This window comes from Bartonella sp. AA97HXZ (assembly GCF_042196985.1).
In the GTDB taxonomy this organism is placed as follows: domain Bacteria; phylum Pseudomonadota; class Alphaproteobacteria; order Rhizobiales; family Rhizobiaceae; genus Bartonella.
Genome location: NZ_JBHIRC010000003.1, coordinates 50,125 through 67,023, shown reverse-complemented (window position 1 = coordinate 67,023; position 16,899 = coordinate 50,125). Strand labels below are relative to the sequence as shown.

Below are 16,899 nucleotides of genomic sequence, written 5' to 3'. Positions count from 1 at the left end.
CAGTTCAGACTCTCGTTTAGCGGATTTCAACGGCTGACCGCTTTCATATGTTTCTTTGCGTAGATAATAAATTGATTTATCATCATAATTCATTTTTTTCAATTTGAAGAGAGTCCTCAATATCGGAAGACTTTCTCATTTCAAATTTATTGATGTTTAATCATAAAAACACCTCTCTTGCACATCACAAACTGAGTTGGCATAGGTTGGCATACAAGTGAGGGTTTATGTGGATAAAAATTATTGAAGAACAAGAATAAAAATTCTCTGTATAAATCCTTTTAAATGTGAGGGCTGTTGCAATATTGTGTATTCTGTGACCGATAGTCTCGTTACAAGTTACACAAACGGCTTATTGTTGGGTGAAATTTTTATACATTCATTTATTTTTTGCCATTTGTATTTTCTTTTCTTAAGAAAATTTCCAATGTTATCAATGGTTTTAATTCATACCAAGCGCATTTTTATAAAGTTCAATGATTGCTTCTTCTTCCATTCTTTCATGCTCTTCTTTTTTACGCAGCCGTATAATGCTTCGAACAGCTTTACTATCAAAACCAGAGCCTTTAAGTTCAGTGTAAACGTCTTTAATATCATCAGAAATGGTTTTTTTCTCTTCTTCTAGTCGTTCAATACGTTCGATAAAAGAGCGTAATTGGTTTACGGATATAGCGTGTGTTTGATCGGTTACTGTATCGTTCATTGTATTTTTCTCCAAGTTATATATTTTAAGTTGTTTTTCGACGACGAATTTATGTTAAAAAAGCTTGAAAACAAAAAGTAAATCAAGCTACACAGCTTTTTTACAAATTGACTTTAAATATTTTGTAAAATTTTTAAGATATATGCATTGATAAAAGGGCTATAAAAAGAAAAATATAAAAATATACGTTTTAGATTTGAAAAGCTTTAAAAAAAGAAATGTGTAATTTGTTTTGAGAATTTGGCATTATAGAGGAAGTTTTGTGATTTTAAAAAAGCGATATTGGGTGTTTCAGAAAGGATTAAAAGTTTTTCTCTTGAGCATTTTGCTCTTGTTTCCCCTTGTTGTTTTTGCAAAAGCTGACTTTAGAGTTTGTAATACAACCCAACAGTCTGTAGGGGTTGCTCTTGGATATCGTACATTTTCAGGGTGGGTGAGCGAAGGCTGGTGGACGGTACCAGTGACGGAATGTAAAACTTTAATTGAGGGGCCCCTTGCTTCACGGTTTTATTATTTTTATGCGGAAGGGGCACAAAAAAAAGGGAACTGGGCAGGCTCTGTGACCATGTGTGTGCAAGATAGCCAATTTACTATTCAAGGGGTTCATGATTGTTTCCCTCGAGGATATCAAAAGGCTGAATTTAAAGAGATCGATACCGGAAATCAAACCAGTTGGATGGTACAGTTGACGGATGAGTCTTTGTTAAACAATTCAGTTATACCTTCTCTTTCAGGAAATTCTCCACCGTGAAACGTGCACGTAAAGTAAAAATTATTGCGACTCTTGGTCCTTCTTCTTTTTCTCGTTTGATGATTGAGAAGCTTTTTAGGGCAGGAGCAGACGTTTTTCGTCTTAATATGAGCCATACTGATCGTGATATGCTGGGTGATTTGGTCGAGTCTATACGAGAAGTTGAAAAAACAGTTCGACGCCCCATTGGTATTTTGGTGGATCTTCAGGGGCCAAAACTGCGTGTGGGGCGTTTTGCTAAGGGGCAAGAAGATTTGCGTGTTGGGCAAAGCTTTACATTAGATAATCGCGATGTTCTTGGTGATGCACAGCGTGTTTTTTTCCCTCATGAGGATGTATTTTCGGCTGTTAAACCAGGGGACCGGTTGTTGATTGATGATGGAAGGGTGGAACTGCGTGCGCAAGTTTGTGATGATCACTTTGTACAGTGTCGCGTGGTTGCTGGTACCCGTATTTCTGATCGAAAGGGTGTCAGTTTTCCCGATACAATTTTGCCTTTTGATTCGATGACGTCAAAAGATAAGGAGGATCTTCAGGCTCTTTTACAGCAGCCTGTTGATTGGGTTGCTCTTTCTTTTATTCAACGTCCAGAAGATATTATGGCGGTGCGTCAGTTGACGAAAAGTAAGGTGTCTTTGATGGCTAAAATCGAAAAGCCTCAAGCCTTGGAGCATATAGAGAAGATTATTGAAATTTCCGATGGTATTATGATTGCACGGGGTGATCTCGGTGTGGAAATGCCTCTGGAAAAGGTCCCTGCTCTTCAGATGGAGTTGATAAAAGCTTGTCGTTTAGCTGGAAAACCGGTTGTGGTGGCAACACAAATGCTCGAATCAATGATCACATCTCCTGTTCCCACACGCGCAGAAGTGTCGGATGTTGCTACAGCAGTTTATGCAGGAACAGATGCGGTGATGTTGTCTGCTGAATCTGCTTCTGGTCGTTATCCTGAAGAAGCTGTGCTTATGATGGACCGAATCGCGCGACAAATCGAACAGGATCACACTTATGCCGCTCAGGTTGGAGCACAACATCCAGCACCAGAATCAACAGGAACGGATGCGATTTCTCTTGCTGCGCGTCAGATTGCTGAAACACTTGCTCTATCCGCTATCGTTGCCTATACGGCTTCAGGAACAACGGGGGTGCGCGCCTCTCGTGAACGCCCTAATAGACCGATTATTGCTTTATCGCCCATTGTGGAAACAGCAAGGCGTTTGGCTTTAGTTTGGGGGCTTCATTGTGTGGTCACGCAAGATGCTCGCAATTTAGAAGATATGGTTGATCGAGCAGCAGCCATTGCATTTCAGGAAGGCTTTTGCCAAGGAGGGGATCGTTTCCTTGTAACAGCCGGTGTTCCTCTTGGAACGCCCGGTGCGACAAATCTCTTGCGTATTGCTTCTGTCTCTCAAGATGGAACGAAAGGGATTTGAGCCGTTTACGCATGGTGTTTTTTCATGCGCCTTTGAACAGGCTTTAAAAACAACGGGTGTGCGCTTCTTGTGAATGCCTCCATAGACCCATTATTCTTTTATCTCCTATCGTAAGATAGCAAGGTGTTGCATTAGGTCGTCCAGTTTGGGGATGGAAGCAGATGCGGTGATGTTGTCTGTTGATTTTGTTTTAGTTCTGAGGAAACTGCTTTTACGGTAGGCATTTAATGGGAGCCCCCCTTTTATTTCATTGAGACAGATTGGGGATTGCTTTATTGATGTTTATACGAGCGAGATGTTTATTGATAATGAGAGTTCATTCTTTCGCTTTTTGGATAAGAGCCTTGAAATTTTTCCCATTTTAAACTTTTGCAAACAGAATTGAATAAAATTAAAATTATGTGCCTAAAAAATCGTACTGGTATGTTATGAGAAAAAGTGATGGGTGAATGTGTTTTTAAAATATGCTTTGTCGAAGCATTTGCAACATATTGATTTATAATGATAATTTATCGTTATTAAACTTGAATTAGAACCCCGAATTCCGTAAGATTCTCTTAAATTTATTTATGTTTTGTTAATCATAACTCTTTGTTTGTACATCACAAGCGGGTGGGTTTTATGGGAAAAAGCTGTACAAGAAAGGCGTCCCTCTTATGAATCGTTTTACGAGCCAAGGGGGCTATCGCAATATTGAGGGCTGACTATAATGATGATGCCGACTTGCTCTTTCTTTTATTAAGCTTGGAGATTTTGAGGGGTGGGGAGAGAAATATGGATTATTTGTTATAAGGATAAAAATAGCGGTAGAGGATGTTTTCAAGAGCTATTATTGTTGTTTATGATGTTTGAGGTTGTATGAGATTAACATACTCTTCGGGTTTGACTTTTTTCCTGCTCTAAAGGATGAAAATACTTAATTCACGCTGGTTTATAAATGATACGGTTCTTTTCGGTGGGTTTCATCGGATGGACATCTCAGGTGCAAAGACTCCATGGTGCTTATAGTATCAAATAGCGGTGTTTTATGGTATAATAGATAAGGTTATTTTTTAATATATATTGAATCTGCTTGATATTATCTAAGGGGCAAGGATTTTTGGGCATGCATTCATAGGGAATATGAATATAGCTCTTTTTTTCGAAGGGTGCTTTATTTGTTTGTTGCTGTTGTCATTTATATGATTTTTTTTACAATGATGTTTGTTTTGTTATCTTATTGCGCTGTTAAAAGACATCTCATTTAAAGTGTGGTGATATAAGGCAGCCTCCTTGATATAGGAAGCGTTTGTGCGGAGGTGAAATATTCAGGGTAGGGCTTTCTTGTTGAGGTTTAAGTTAATCCCATAAGTCGTGAGTAGCTGGAATCCTTCCTATAAAAAACCAGACTGTTTACAGACTGGTGTGGGTTTAAGAATTTTTATCCTGTGAGATGTGGCGGACAAGTCAAATCTCTGGTTTATTACGCGCTGATGTACTTTTTAGAAATCTTCCTGTTCCTGTTCTTGTTCTTGAAGGTTTGTGCGGTTTTGATCATCTTTGAGCAATTGGTTGGTGAGATTTTCAATGCGTTGTGTGGTGTCACGCATAATTTTCCCCATGGTGCGGTCTCTTTCGTTGTGGAGTCGTAAAAGAGTATTGTAGTCTTCTTGTAATTTTTTATTTTCTCGTTTTATTTCTTCCATTTCATCAATAATCATTATGCCAGCCATAACCGATAAACGATGGTCGCCAATTTCACCAAAATTGTTCTTTAAATGTGTGATATATTGATCCAATTGAGCAGCAAGCGCAATAAGACGACGTTCTTGTCCTTTGTCACAAGCCATGCGATAAACTTTACCATCAATGGTAACGGAAACAGTTTCCATACATTCAAACCTTTATCTATCAATGACAACACGAATTGTTTCCATTGCTTTAATAAGACGTTTGGAAACTTCTTTGTTTACGGACTCTAAGCGTTCAATTTGGGCTTCAGCTTTGTCAAGCGCTTGGGCAAGATGGCTGCGGTCAGCATTCATTCGTTGGATTTCTTCTTCCCATTCGTTATTTTTATCAATAACGGCATTGCGGTTTATTATGGTGATCTCTAAAGTTCTAAGTGCCTTTTCTAGGTGCTCTAAAGCATCTTGTAGAACTGTAGTCTCTTGGTTCATTGCTTTTATCCTTTGGGTAATTGTATCCTTTATCAATGTGTTATGCAAAAACGAATCACTTTCACTCTTGTGTTGTGTGCATTTTATTTTTAAGTATGTAGGATATTTTAGCAAGCAAAGCAGGGGATAGATATAAATTAAAAGCTGGATTTTTTGCGCGTATTGGCATAAATGACATGGATATACAGAACGCGTGAGGGGAATGTTATTAATATTATTGAAGTGGTGGCAAAAAGTCTCACGCTAATGGTTAGAAAATAGTATTTCTTGAGAATTTTAAGAGAATACGGAAAAAGCAACAGAATAACGTATTTAACGAAATGGTCGATTATTCATGACAAACACCCACCAACAGAATCAGATGGCCAATGCTATCCGTTTTCTTGCTATTGATGCGATTGAAAAAGCAAATTCTGGTCATCCGGGCTTGCCAATGGGAGCAGCCGATATTGCTACGGTTCTTTATACAAGATTCCTTGCTCATGACCCCAAAAAACCTCGCTGGCCTAACCGTGATCGTTTTGTGTTATCAGCAGGACATGGGTCTATGTTGCTTTATGCTCTCTTGTATCTTTCTGGTTATGAAGATATTGGCATTGAAGATCTCAAAAATTTTCGCCAATTAGGAGCAAAGCTTGCTGGGCATCCAGAATATGGGCATGTGGCAGGAATCGAAACAACGACTGGTCCTCTCGGACAAGGATTGGCTAATGCCGTGGGGATGGCTCTTGGAGAGCGTTTGCAAAATGCCCGTTTTGGTGATCTTATCAACCATTACACTTATGCGTTGGTGGGCGATGGATGCCTTATGGAAGGGATATCTCAAGAAGCACTTTCCCTTGCCGGTCATTTGAAACTCAATAAGCTTATTGTGTTGTGGGACGATAATAATATTTCTATCGATGGAAAGATTTCCCTTGCTGACAGTACAGATCAGATTGCGCGTTTTAAGGCATCTGGTTGGGAGACACATAAAGTCAATGGGCATGATCAAGCAGCAATTGCGCGAGCTATTGAGGCGGCACAAAATTCCGATAAACCAACTTTGATCGCTTGTAAAACAACAATTGGCTTTGGAGCACCCAATAAAGCGGGTACCAATAAAATTCATGGAGCCCCTTTGGGCGCACGAGAAATCACTGAAACCCGTATCGCGTTAGGGTGGGATGCTGAGCCTTTCGTTATTCCAGCCGATATTCTCGATAATTGGCGCTTGGCTAGTCTCAATGCTGCTAAAAAACGCCAAAAATGGGAAGAAAAATTTGCTGATCTTCCTGTCTCAGAGCGTGTGGAGTTTGAAAGATTGATGCGGGGCGATCTCGTGGGCGGATTTGATGGCGCTATTGATACTTATAAACAGAAATTGGTTGAAGAGCGCCCCGTTGTTGCTACGCGTAAAGCTTCGGAAATGGCTCTTGAAGTGATCAATGAGGTCGTTGTTGAGACTATTGGTGGTTCGGCTGATTTAACCGGATCTAATAATACAAAAAGCAGCCAGATGAAAAGTATCTCTGCTGAAGATTTTTCAGGGCGCTATCTGCATTATGGAATTCGCGAACATGCAATGGGAGCTGTGATGAATGGTCTTGCCCTTTATGGCGGCTTTATTCCTTATGGGGGAACCTTTTTATGCTTTTCTGACTATATGCGTCCTGCTATGCGTTTGTCTTCTCTCATGGGGTTGCGGGTGATTTATGTCATGACTCATGATTCTATTGGTCTTGGTGAAGATGGTCCGACCCATCAACCCGTAGAGCATTTGGCTTGCCTGCGTGCAATGCCTAATCATTTTGTGTTCCGTCCTGCCGATGCTATGGAGACAGTTGAGTGTTGGCAATTGGCTTTGAAAGCATGCGGGACGCCTTCTACCTTGGCTTTAAGTCGACAAAATCTACCGCTTTTGCGTCAAGAGTATGAAGAAGAAAATCTCTGTATGCTTGGTGCTTATGAATTCCTAACAGCTAGCGATGATGCACAAGTGACGCTGTTTGCTTCTGGTTCAGAATTGCAAATTGCAGTGGAGGCACATGCGGTGTTAGAAGAAAAAGGCATCCCAACGCGTGTGGTTTCTGTGCCTTGTTTTGAACTTTTTTCTCAACAATCTCTCTCCTATCAGCGTGCTCTCATTGGAGATGCACCGATTAAAATTGCCATTGAAGCTGCTGTCGCCCAAGGATGGGATCGTTTTATTGGCTGTGATGGTGTGTTTATTGGTATGGAGGGCTTTGGGGCAAGTGGAACAATTGATGCCCTTTATGCGCATTTTGGTATTACTTGGGAAAATGTCGTTGCCACCGTTGAAAAAGAGCTGGAAAAGATCAAAGAGGAAAAGACAAAGTGACAGCTTGTGTTGTCATGAATGGGGTGATTGTAGGGCATCATATTCTGTGCAGTGCTGTGGATGATCTTGTGCATTATTGTGGATAAGTGAGTGAGTGATCAAGATATTGACATTGTGGGAATTAATGATTTTGGATTGGTGAAATACCCATTTATTGTGTTTTAAATGTTGTGCTTTTAAAAATTGATGAGGAAACATGTGAAATGACAGTTCGTGTTGCAATTAATGGGTTTGGTCGTATTGGTCGCAATATTTTACGTGCGCTTGTGGAAAGTGGACGACAAGATATTGAAGTGGTTGCAATTAATGATTTGGGATCGGTGGAAACAAATGCCCATTTATTACGCTATGATTCAGTTCATGGGCGTTTCCCTGGGATCGTTAAGGTGGTAGGGGATGCTATTGATGTGGGAGGTGGTTTAATAAAGGTATGCGCAGAGCGTGATCCTGCTCAATTGCCTTGGAAAGATTTGGATATCGATATTGCTTTGGAATGTACGGGTATTTTTACTGCGCGTGATAAAGCAAGTGCTCATTTAGATGCGGGGGCAAAGCGTGTTCTTATTTCTGCGCCTTCTGAAGGAGCAGATCTTACGGTCGTCTATGGGGTTAATCATCAATCTTTAAGCAGCGAGCATCGCGTTGTTTCAAATGCTTCTTGTACAACCAATTGTTTGGCGCCTGTTGCACAAGTTTTACACAATACGGTGGGCATTGAAAAGGGCTTTATGACAACAATCCATTCTTATACGGGTGATCAACCTGTATTGGATACAATGCATCGGGACCTTTATCGTGCACGTGCGGCAGCTCTTTCTATGATTCCTACCTCAACAGGAGCGGCAAAAGCTGTGGGATTGGTCTTGCCAGAATTAAAGGGATTGCTTGATGGTGTATCGATTCGTGTTCCGACCCCTAATGTTTCTGTGGTTGATTTGACATTTATCGCTAAGCGTTCCACAACAATCGAAGAAATTAATACAGCTATTGCTACTGCTGCACAGGGTTCTTTGAAGGGCGTTTTGGACACTACAGAAGAGAAACTCGTGAGTTGTGATTTTAATCATAATCCTCATTCAGCTATTTTCCACAATGATCAAACCAAAGTGATTGATGGTAAGCTCTGTCGCGTTCTGGTTTGGTATGATAATGAATGGGGCTTTTCTAACCGTATGAGTGATACGGCAGTGGCTTTTGCTCAGACAATATAAGAGGACCTCAGGGTCCTCTTTTTATAAGGAAAAGTCTCATTTTTGTGCAATTTTGAGAAAAACAGTTAGAGGCTGTTGTTCTCATGCGCTAGAGAGAAGAGGCTATTGAAAAATTGATGATGTGTTTTGTTTTAATACTGTGTCAATACGTGCTTTTAAAAGATGCATGAAAGAGTAAACTTTGAAAAAGTAAGATCTGAACGAGATACCCTTTGAGAAAACGTTAGAAAACAGGAGATGTAAACTCTTTTTCCTAGAAGTAAAAGGAAGCTTTAATAGAGATCAAGTTGAGCCAATGCATTTGTTTGCCACAATGGAATATGAAGATTAAGAGCAATGGTGGGCTTTTGTACATTTGACGATAAAAGCTTTGGATTTTTATTAAGCAAAGGGTGAGAGATAGGCTGTCGTGGATCTCTTGTAAAAGCAAAGAGGGGGATAAGTGGAAAGAAAAGTGGGCAGGGTTGTTGGATGCGTTTTTATTTGAAACAATGGAAAGTGAAGAGGAAGCAGTGATGGGGTTTCGTACACTTGATGATGTTGATGTTTTGGGTAAACGTGTTCTGGTGCGCGTAGATTTTAATGTTCCTATGGCGCAAGGTAAGGTATGCGATGAGACGCGTCTTGTACGACATAAAGAGACACTCGTTGAGCTGCAAAAGCGTGGTGCTAAACTTATTCTGCTTTCTCATTGTGGTCGCCCCAAAGGAAAGGTAGAGCAAGAGTTTTCACTCCGTCCTGTTGTGCAAGTGCTGGAAAAGATCATTAATCAGCCGGTTGCTTTTGCTCCGGACTGTATCGGTTCGGCGGTGCAGGTTGCAGTTGAGTCATTACAAAATGGTGGTGTTTTACTGCTTGAAAATGTTCGTTTTTATGCTGGTGAAGAAAAGAATGATTGTTCTTTTGCAGAAGCTTTGGCTCATAATGGAGATCTCTATGTCAATGATGCTTTTTCAGTTTCTCATCGTGCCCATGCTTCGGTGGAGGGAATAACGCATTTGTTGCCTTCTTATGCAGGACGGTCTTTGCAAGGTGAATTGCAGGCATTAGAAAAAGGACTTGGCAATCCAGCACGTCCTGTGGTTGCTCTTGTGGGAGGAGCAAAGGTTTCTAGTAAGCTTTTTGTGCTCAATCATTTGGTGGAAAAAGTTGACTCCTTAATTATTGGTGGGGGGATGGCTAATAGTTTTTTAGCTGCGCAAGGTATCCATGTAGGGAAATCACTGTGTGAACATGCATTGATGGAAACGATAAAAAAAATCATTAAAAAAGCGCAAGAGTGTCACTGTACGCTTCTGCTCCCTCAGGATGCTGTTGTGGGATTTCGTTTTGAAAAAGATGCACCGCATCGTCTTTATGACATTGAAGATATTCCACAAGATGGCATGATATTGGATATTGGGACGCGCTCTATTGCGCATATCAATACTGCGATAGATGAAGCTGCTACTCTTGTGTGGAATGGACCCCTTGGTGTTTTTGAGATGCCTCCCTTTGATAAGGGAACCATTGCCGTTGCACGCCATGCAGCAGAACGTAGTTTGACGGGAAATTTGGTTTCAATTGCGGGAGGGGGCGATACGGTTTTTGCCCTTAATCATGCCGGTGTTGCCAATGATTTTACTTATCTCTCAACTGCTGGAGGAGCTTTTTTGGAATGGATGGAAGGTAAGGTTCTTCCTGGTATTCTTGCTCTTATGCAGGCTTAAAGGGCTTCTTTGAAGGGAAGGTTAAAGAAAAGCTATACAATCGTGTAGAGTGTTTTGATAGTGTTGCGCATTTTTAGAAATTAAGACAAAATAAGAGGAATTTTTTATGAATGAACGGCTTGAAGATATTGCACTTGCTTTGGTGCATGCGGGTAAAGGTATTTTGGCGGCAGATGAAAGTACGGCGACCATTGGAAAGCGTTTTGAAAGCATTGGTGTTGAATCCAATGAAGATAAGCGCCGTGCTTATCGTGAAATGCTTTTTAGTACAAAAGAAGCGATGGAAAACGCCATCTCTGGGGTTATTTTATTTGATGAAACCATTCGGCAAAAAGCATCAATTGGGAAAATGTTGACGGATCTTATTCGGGATTCAGGCGCTTTGCCAGGGATTAAAGTTGATACCGGTGCAAAACCCTTGGCTGCTTTTCCCCAAGAAACAATTACCGAAGGGTTGGATGGTCTTCGTGAGCGGCTAAAAGATTATTATGCTTTGGGAGCACGTTTTGCTAAATGGCGGGCGGTAATTGCTATTGATGAACACACTTTGCCAACAAGAGGCGCCATAAGACAAAATGCACAAGCTCTTGCACGCTATGCTGCCTTATGTCAGGAGTTCAATATTGTGCCCATTGTTGAGCCGGAAGTGTTGATGGATGGATCATCGTGTGGGCATTCAATTACACGCTGCTTTGAGGTGACACGCACTGTTTTGCAGGCTGTCTTTAAAGAATTGTTTGAAGCTCGTGTTCTTTTGGAGGGGATGATTTTAAAACCCAATATGGTGATTGATGGAAAGGATGCTCGCAAGGCTTCTGTTGAAGAAGTTGCTGAAAAGACTGTCCAGGTGCTTAAACAGACTGTTCCTGCCGCTGTTCCCGGAATTGCTTTTCTTTCTGGAGGACAGTCTGATCAGGAAGCAACGGCGCATTTATCTGCTATGAATTCTTTGGGCGCATTGCCTTGGAAATTGACCTTTTCCTATGGACGCGCATTGCAAGCAGCTGCCTTAAAAGCATGGGCTGGAAAAGATGAGAATATTGCTGTTGCACAGAAGGCATTTAGTCATCGGGCTCGGATGAACCATCTTGCGGCTTTGGGACAATGGACAAAAGAACAAGAAAAAGCGTGCGATTGAAGCACAAGCTCTGTTCTTAAATGCGGAGAGATTTTTCATATTTCTGCGTGATTTTTTGGGTGCCCTCATCATGATAAAAATGGCGGGGGCATTTTAGGCTTAAAAGCTTTCTCAGAGAGTTTTTTCCTTGGACCTTTTAAAAGTCTTTAATGGGTGCTATCGAGAGATAAGATTGCGGGAGAGGTGCAATTTCGAGAAGGGGAGATAATGCTAGGAAATTTGTGAATGCACAGCACTTTAGTATGGTGTCGTTCATGAGGTGGTACTTACTTTTTGAGTGAAAATCATAAAGCTCATACTGTATTGAAGAGTTTGATATTGTGATATTTTTTCTTTTTCATGTTATCATTACTTGTCATCAGCAGAATTCATTTGATTGCAGTTTTAAAGGTGGATTAAGCGGGTAGATTAGAGAGTTGCGATTTCTGAGCGGATTGGAATACAGCTTATGAAGCTTTTCTGCATCAGGGTAGCTTCTTCTTCAATGGGGGTAGACTTTCTATTGGCGAACGAATTGAATAACTCTTGCGAAAGAAAATAGATTTGCCCCTCAATAAAACACCTATTTTTTCGTTAAAATGGATAAATTTTTCTTGTATTTTTTGATGATATAATTAAAAGTAATTAACTTCATAGCATCTTGGCTTAAAACGGGGGGAGTTGTGGACGGTATATCTTCTAAAAATAACAGTATATCTTCTAAGAATACAAGCATCAAAAGAAAAAATCAATACGCAGAACAGAGCTTTTCTGCAATTATGATGCGAAAATTGTGCAATATGGTGCGTGGGGTATTCGAAGGGATCTTTACAGTATTTACTTTCATAATTTTTATTATCTTGCTCAACATACGTGGACCGGTTCATACCGCATTAAAAGTCTTTGGGTCGGTGAGTGGAATAGGGTGCTTTTTCTTTTTTGTCGGATACCTCTTAGAACGCCGTGACGCAACAGCAGATGAAGCCGGTATATCGTTCGCATTACTCTTAACAATTCTTGAAGGCGTTTCTTCTATTTGCTGCCTGTCTGCTAGTTGGGGTTACGATGCTCTCTTATTCCGTTTAGCACCTCCTGGGTATGTTCTTATTCTCCCTGAATAAATAGGGTGCAATTCGTTTGCATACAAATCAAAATGAGAGGCTGTCTGCCTCTCAAATTCTTAATAATCGCTCTCCAAAATCATAACATCAAACCCGCGTTTAATGAAGGGACTAACAAGCTTTGGGTCCTTAAGCCTCAAGGTAACCCTTTACAAATTGCGCCTATCGGCATCCTTGACCTTAAGACACTCAAACGGCTTATTTTGTTTTTCTCATGTATGATATAAGGGGAAAGCTTCTCATCGTGCCTAAATGGTAACTTATCGTGTGTTAAATGGAAAAATGAGAAAAAGCATCTTTATGCAATATAATCCAATTATGATTTATTGATTTGAAGATAAAGGGTTTAAAGCCTTCTACAAGACTGATACGATAAAAGGGGGAAGTTGCCTATTCTTAGAAACTAAGGCGTATTTTAGGTGCTCTTGATATAGCTATCTCACCAAATGGTTTTGAAGACTTATCCTTTTAGCTCTATTCACTAAAAGGTTATTTTGAGGGGGCTTGGCTAATGAATGTAAAGGAAAATTAGCACGTAATATTTCGCTTTGCTGGTATAGATGCTGAATGAGTTAATTATCTAGAGGATCACTGAAGAGGGAGCGCTAAAAAATCGTGAAAATCTTCCGTACTTCGGTGAATTCGTGGTTGAAGATATAATCGTAGAACTTGGCTTATCTGTTCCTGAAACAGCTGCATGGTTTGAAATGGTTAGGGTGTCAGTTCTGCATATGCTTGGCTCGCTATACAAAAAAAATTATGATTTAGTGCAAGCTTTAAAACATAAATACCCTAAAGATATATCCTCTTTGTACATGTTCTTATCATCGTTAAAATGCTTTCTTAAAGCACGACAGGGGGTGCTATAAAGTTGAGGGCTGTAAAATATATGGGGCTTGGAGGGGGTGAGAAGATGGTATTCAATCGAAGTACTCTATCCTTATTTTATGGGCTATGACTGAAAGAGAGAGCTGGAGAGACGATTTGTGAGCAAAGAGACGTTGTTTTGAGGTTGCGTGTCTGCAAGAGCAGAACAGTGGTCGTGGTGATATTTAAAAACAATAAATTTGGTAAAATTTTACAATTTTGCCAAAAGCCAGTTTATTATAAAAGCTGTTGCTCATGTGCTCTCACAAAGTTATAAGAAGCCAAAAAGTGCTAAAAGAGTCTTTGCTCTTTTTCAATAATATGGATCTGCAAACAGTGTTCAAAAAGTGTTCGTTTTTTTGAAAGAGAAGAAAAGGATATTCTTGCAATAGAGAGAAGCGTATTTGTGAATTACAATTTGTCATGATTTTCGGTAAACACTATTATTTATAGCGGTGAGAGAGGGTATGAAAAGTTTTTCATATTCAGTTTTTTTAAAGAGTGTGGTCAGTCTTTAGGGTAGTGCTTGTGTCCCTAGAGCCTATCAAGTGAGCCCGCATAAAGGCTTCAAGAAAGCGAGCACCTATTATACTTTTTGCCAGCGTATACTCTTTTGTCAGCGCCCCAATGTTTTGACAGCCCTTAGAACGTAAAGGGGCAAGGGAGGTATTTCATTCCTTTCTTGTACCGTTTTACTCCACACGCCAACTCTGCTTGTGATGAGCAAGCCAAGAGATTTTGTTTGATTCACTATGAGGGTTTGACATGAGAAAATCCTATGGTATTCATGATCTTTCATGAAAAACAATGAATTATCCTTATAAATCAACGTGACAGTGCTGTTATGAAGAGAACTCCTTGCACATCTTAATAGCCCATAGCGATTAACTTGGTATTATTTTATATTCTGTACACAGAAGTGTCTTTATAAAAATACTCCATCTTGCGCAGAAAAAAGAAAAACATCTCAATGCTTGCTTTTCTTTTTTCCATGAGAGATTTAAATTGATAAGCCTGTCTGAAAAAAGTGCTGTTTATGCCCTTAAAGATATTACTCTTGTATCAAGATTACTTATTCGGGTGAAAATTGGAGTTTTGCGAGGTAAGCATAAACGCCATTTTTTGCCACAAGTTCGGCATGGGTTCCTTCTTCCACAAGGGCGCCTTTATCCATAACAAGAATGCGATCTGCTTTTAAAATTGTTGCCAAACGATGTGCAATGACCAAGGTTGTGCGGTTTTGCATCAACCCTTCTAAGGCGTCTTGCACCAACTTTTCACTGTTCGCATCTAAAGCAGATGTTGCTTCATCAAGCAGCAACAAGGGTGCATTTCTTAAAATTGCCCGCGCAATACCAATGCGTTGTTTTTGCCCCCCAGAAAGCATGGTACCGCGTTCTCCTACTTGCGTATCCAAGCCATCTGGTAAAGCTTGAATAAATTCAAGTGCATTAGCCGCTTTAGCAGCAGCAAGGATTTCTTCTTCATGGGTATTTTCAGTTCCAAAAATAATATTATCACGCAATGTTCCATCAAAAATAGCAACATCTTGTGGAACATAGGAAATTGCACTACGTAAATCTTGTAAAGAAAGGCGATTAATTTCTATGCCATCCAACCGAATTGTTCCATTTGTCGGGTCATAAAAACGAAGGATCAAAGAAAAAATGCTGCTTTTTCCTGCTCCGGAAGCCCCAACAAAAGCAACCGTTTCGCCTGCTTTTACAGAAAATGAAAGCGAGCGTAAAACCTTCTCTTGTGGTCTAGAAGGATAGGTAAAATCAACCTGATCAAAAACAAGTTCACCTCGAACAGGTTGCTCTAATGATAAAGCATTTTTAGGAGCTACAATAGTAGGTTGTTCTTGTAACAATTCGGCAAGCCGTTCAGCAGCGCCGGCTGCTTGGATTAATTCTGCTCCCAGTTCCGATAATTGCGCAAAAGTAGAAGCTCCAAAAACCGCATAAAGGACAAATTGCCCTAATGTCCCTCCTGTCATCGTTCCATTCAAAACATCACGCGATCCAATCCATAAAACAGCAACCACACTGCTAAAAACCAAAAAAATTGCAAACCCCGTAAAAAAGGAGCGCAAGATTACAGAAGCACGTGCTGTTTGAAAAGCACGTTCTATCAATTGTGAAAAACGTATTGTAACGAGTTTTTCAGCGGTAAAAGCTTGCACAGTGCGAATAGCACTTACCTGCTCTGTAGCAACAGCATTGGCATCTGCGAGACGATCTTGCGCCGCGCGGGTACGAGAGCGAACTTTACGTCCAAAGACTACTAAGGGAATGGCCACAACAGGAATAGCAGCTAAAACCAACAAAGACAATTTAGCATTGGTGATCACCATCATTACGACGGCTCCGATCACGATAATCAGCTGACGCAATGCGGTAGAGGCGGTAGAGCCCACAGCTAATTTTATTTGTGTGGTATCTGTTAGAAGCCTTGAAACAATCTCTCCTGAATGTGACCGATCAAAAAAAGCAGGAGAAAGTTTCATAATATGGACAAACACATCACGCCGTAAATCGGCAACAATCCGTTCTCCTAAGGTGATAACACAGTAATAACGGGCTGCTGAAGCAAATGCGAGAAACAAGGCTAAGATAAACAAAATTCCAAAGTAAAAATTGATATGTCCATGGCTTGAAGTAGAAAACCCATGATCAAACATTTGGCGGATAGCCACAGGCAAAGCTAATGTGACTAGAGCAGCAACAGATAACGCTAGAAAAGCAAAGATAAACAACCAACGATAGCGCAAAAGATAAGGAACAAAAATTGCAAGCGAAGAGAATGAAGATTTTTTAGGGGAAGACTTTGTCGATTTTTCTGAACGAGAACGTAATGTCATAAAATTTTGCTCACTGTATTGGATTTGTAACACTTGATACAATGATGTATCTTGAACACTTGTTTTTTGATGCGTGCTCAGTTATAGGAATAAATACTTTAAATCAATGTATCAAAAAGACAAAGGAAGTGCACTTAAAAAAACAAGCAAGTGCTATTTCATTCTATAAACGCAAAAGGTTTGACGCATGAAAGCGAATATTCACCCCAACTATCATAAAATTACCGTTGTTATGACGGATGGAACCCAATATACGACGCGCTCTACTTGGGGAAAAGAAGGCGATACTCTTAATCTAGATATTGATCCAAGAACGCATCCGGCATGGACAGGTGGCTCCCAAACACTCGTAGATCGTGGTGGTCGTCTTTCTAAATTCAAAAATCGTTTTGGTAATATTGGCATGTAAAAGCCTCCTTTTTATGGGGAACAAGGGTTTTAAACAAATCGATTGCAAACGATGAGTTTTTTATCCTATCAAAGAGTGCACTTTAAATATTAATTCAAAAACGCATCCGACATAAACAGATGGGTCTTAAATACTTATAAATCATTGTGGTTGCGTTTTTAAATTCAAAAATCATTTTGAATATATGCATAAATCCTTTCTTCCCTAGAGTATAA

The 16,899-nt window shown here is 40.2% G+C and carries 12 protein-coding genes; 8 read left to right on the top strand and 4 right to left on the bottom strand.

What is annotated here, in order from left to right; translation table 11 throughout:
* Window positions 1-442 precede the first annotated feature (442 nt).
* On the bottom strand, window positions 443-703 hold the full coding sequence (locus ACFINE_RS03110) for a DUF2312 domain-containing protein (RefSeq protein ID WP_005774567.1): 261 nt from the start codon (window positions 701-703) through the stop codon (window positions 443-445).
* Between the two features lie 262 nt (window positions 704-965).
* On the opposite strand from ACFINE_RS03110, the gene ACFINE_RS03105 reads away from it, so the two are divergent.
* Window positions 966-1,454: a DUF1036 domain-containing protein gene (locus ACFINE_RS03105; protein WP_273790491.1), complete on the top strand. Its 489-nt coding sequence runs from the start codon at window positions 966-968 to the stop codon at window positions 1,452-1,454.
* Entirely contained in the window at window positions 1,451-2,887 is a 1,437-nt protein-coding gene (gene pyk / locus ACFINE_RS03100; RefSeq protein ID WP_375621007.1) for a pyruvate kinase, read from the top strand. The genes ACFINE_RS03105 and pyk overlap by 4 nt, the downstream gene beginning before the upstream one ends.
* Window positions 2,888-4,368: 1,481 nt before the next feature.
* On the opposite strand, the gene ACFINE_RS03095 is transcribed toward pyk, so the two are convergent.
* Window positions 4,369-4,758: a cell division protein ZapA gene (locus tag ACFINE_RS03095; RefSeq protein WP_375613188.1), complete on the bottom strand. Its 390-nt coding sequence runs from the start codon at window positions 4,756-4,758 to the stop codon at window positions 4,369-4,371.
* A 12-nt stretch (window positions 4,759-4,770) separates the two neighbouring features.
* Complete coding sequence (locus ACFINE_RS03090; protein ID WP_005774573.1) at window positions 4,771-5,046, bottom strand: DUF4164 domain-containing protein; 276 nt, start codon at window positions 5,044-5,046, stop codon at window positions 4,771-4,773.
* A gap of 334 nt (window positions 5,047-5,380) precedes the next feature.
* Between ACFINE_RS03090 and tkt the strand changes: the two genes are divergently transcribed.
* The 5 genes from tkt to ACFINE_RS03065 all read left to right on the top strand — a co-directional run bounded on the left by tkt (window position 5,381) and on the right by ACFINE_RS03065 (window position 12,545).
* Window positions 5,381-7,387 carry a transketolase gene (tkt, locus tag ACFINE_RS03085; protein WP_375621006.1) on the top strand — a complete coding sequence of 669 codons (2,007 nt, stop codon included), beginning with the start codon at window positions 5,381-5,383 and terminating at the stop codon, window positions 7,385-7,387.
* 203 nt (window positions 7,388-7,590) lie between these two features.
* Window positions 7,591-8,598, top strand: a complete 1,008-nt coding sequence (gene gap / locus ACFINE_RS03080; RefSeq protein WP_375621005.1) for a type I glyceraldehyde-3-phosphate dehydrogenase — start codon at window positions 7,591-7,593, stop codon at window positions 8,596-8,598.
* Window positions 8,599-9,113: 515 nt separating this feature from the next.
* Window positions 9,114-10,307, top strand: coding sequence for a phosphoglycerate kinase (locus ACFINE_RS03075; RefSeq protein WP_375621050.1), 1,194 nt, complete (start codon window positions 9,114-9,116; stop codon window positions 10,305-10,307).
* A 106-nt stretch (window positions 10,308-10,413) separates the two neighbouring features.
* Window positions 10,414-11,445, top strand: coding sequence for a class I fructose-bisphosphate aldolase (locus tag ACFINE_RS03070; protein ID WP_375621004.1), 1,032 nt, complete (start codon window positions 10,414-10,416; stop codon window positions 11,443-11,445).
* A 662-nt stretch (window positions 11,446-12,107) separates the two neighbouring features.
* Entirely contained in the window at window positions 12,108-12,545 is a 438-nt protein-coding gene (locus ACFINE_RS03065; protein WP_375621003.1) for a hypothetical protein, read from the top strand.
* A 1,939-nt stretch (window positions 12,546-14,484) separates the two neighbouring features.
* Here the strand turns inward: ACFINE_RS03065 and ACFINE_RS03060 are convergent.
* Window positions 14,485-16,275, bottom strand: a complete 1,791-nt coding sequence (locus ACFINE_RS03060) for an ABC transporter transmembrane domain-containing protein (RefSeq protein WP_375621002.1) — start codon at window positions 16,273-16,275, stop codon at window positions 14,485-14,487.
* A 187-nt stretch (window positions 16,276-16,462) separates the two neighbouring features.
* Between ACFINE_RS03060 and rpmE the strand changes: the two genes are divergently transcribed.
* Window positions 16,463-16,684, top strand: a complete 222-nt coding sequence (gene rpmE, locus ACFINE_RS03055; protein WP_005774581.1) for a 50S ribosomal protein L31 — start codon at window positions 16,463-16,465, stop codon at window positions 16,682-16,684.
* Window positions 16,685-16,899 lie beyond the last annotated feature (215 nt).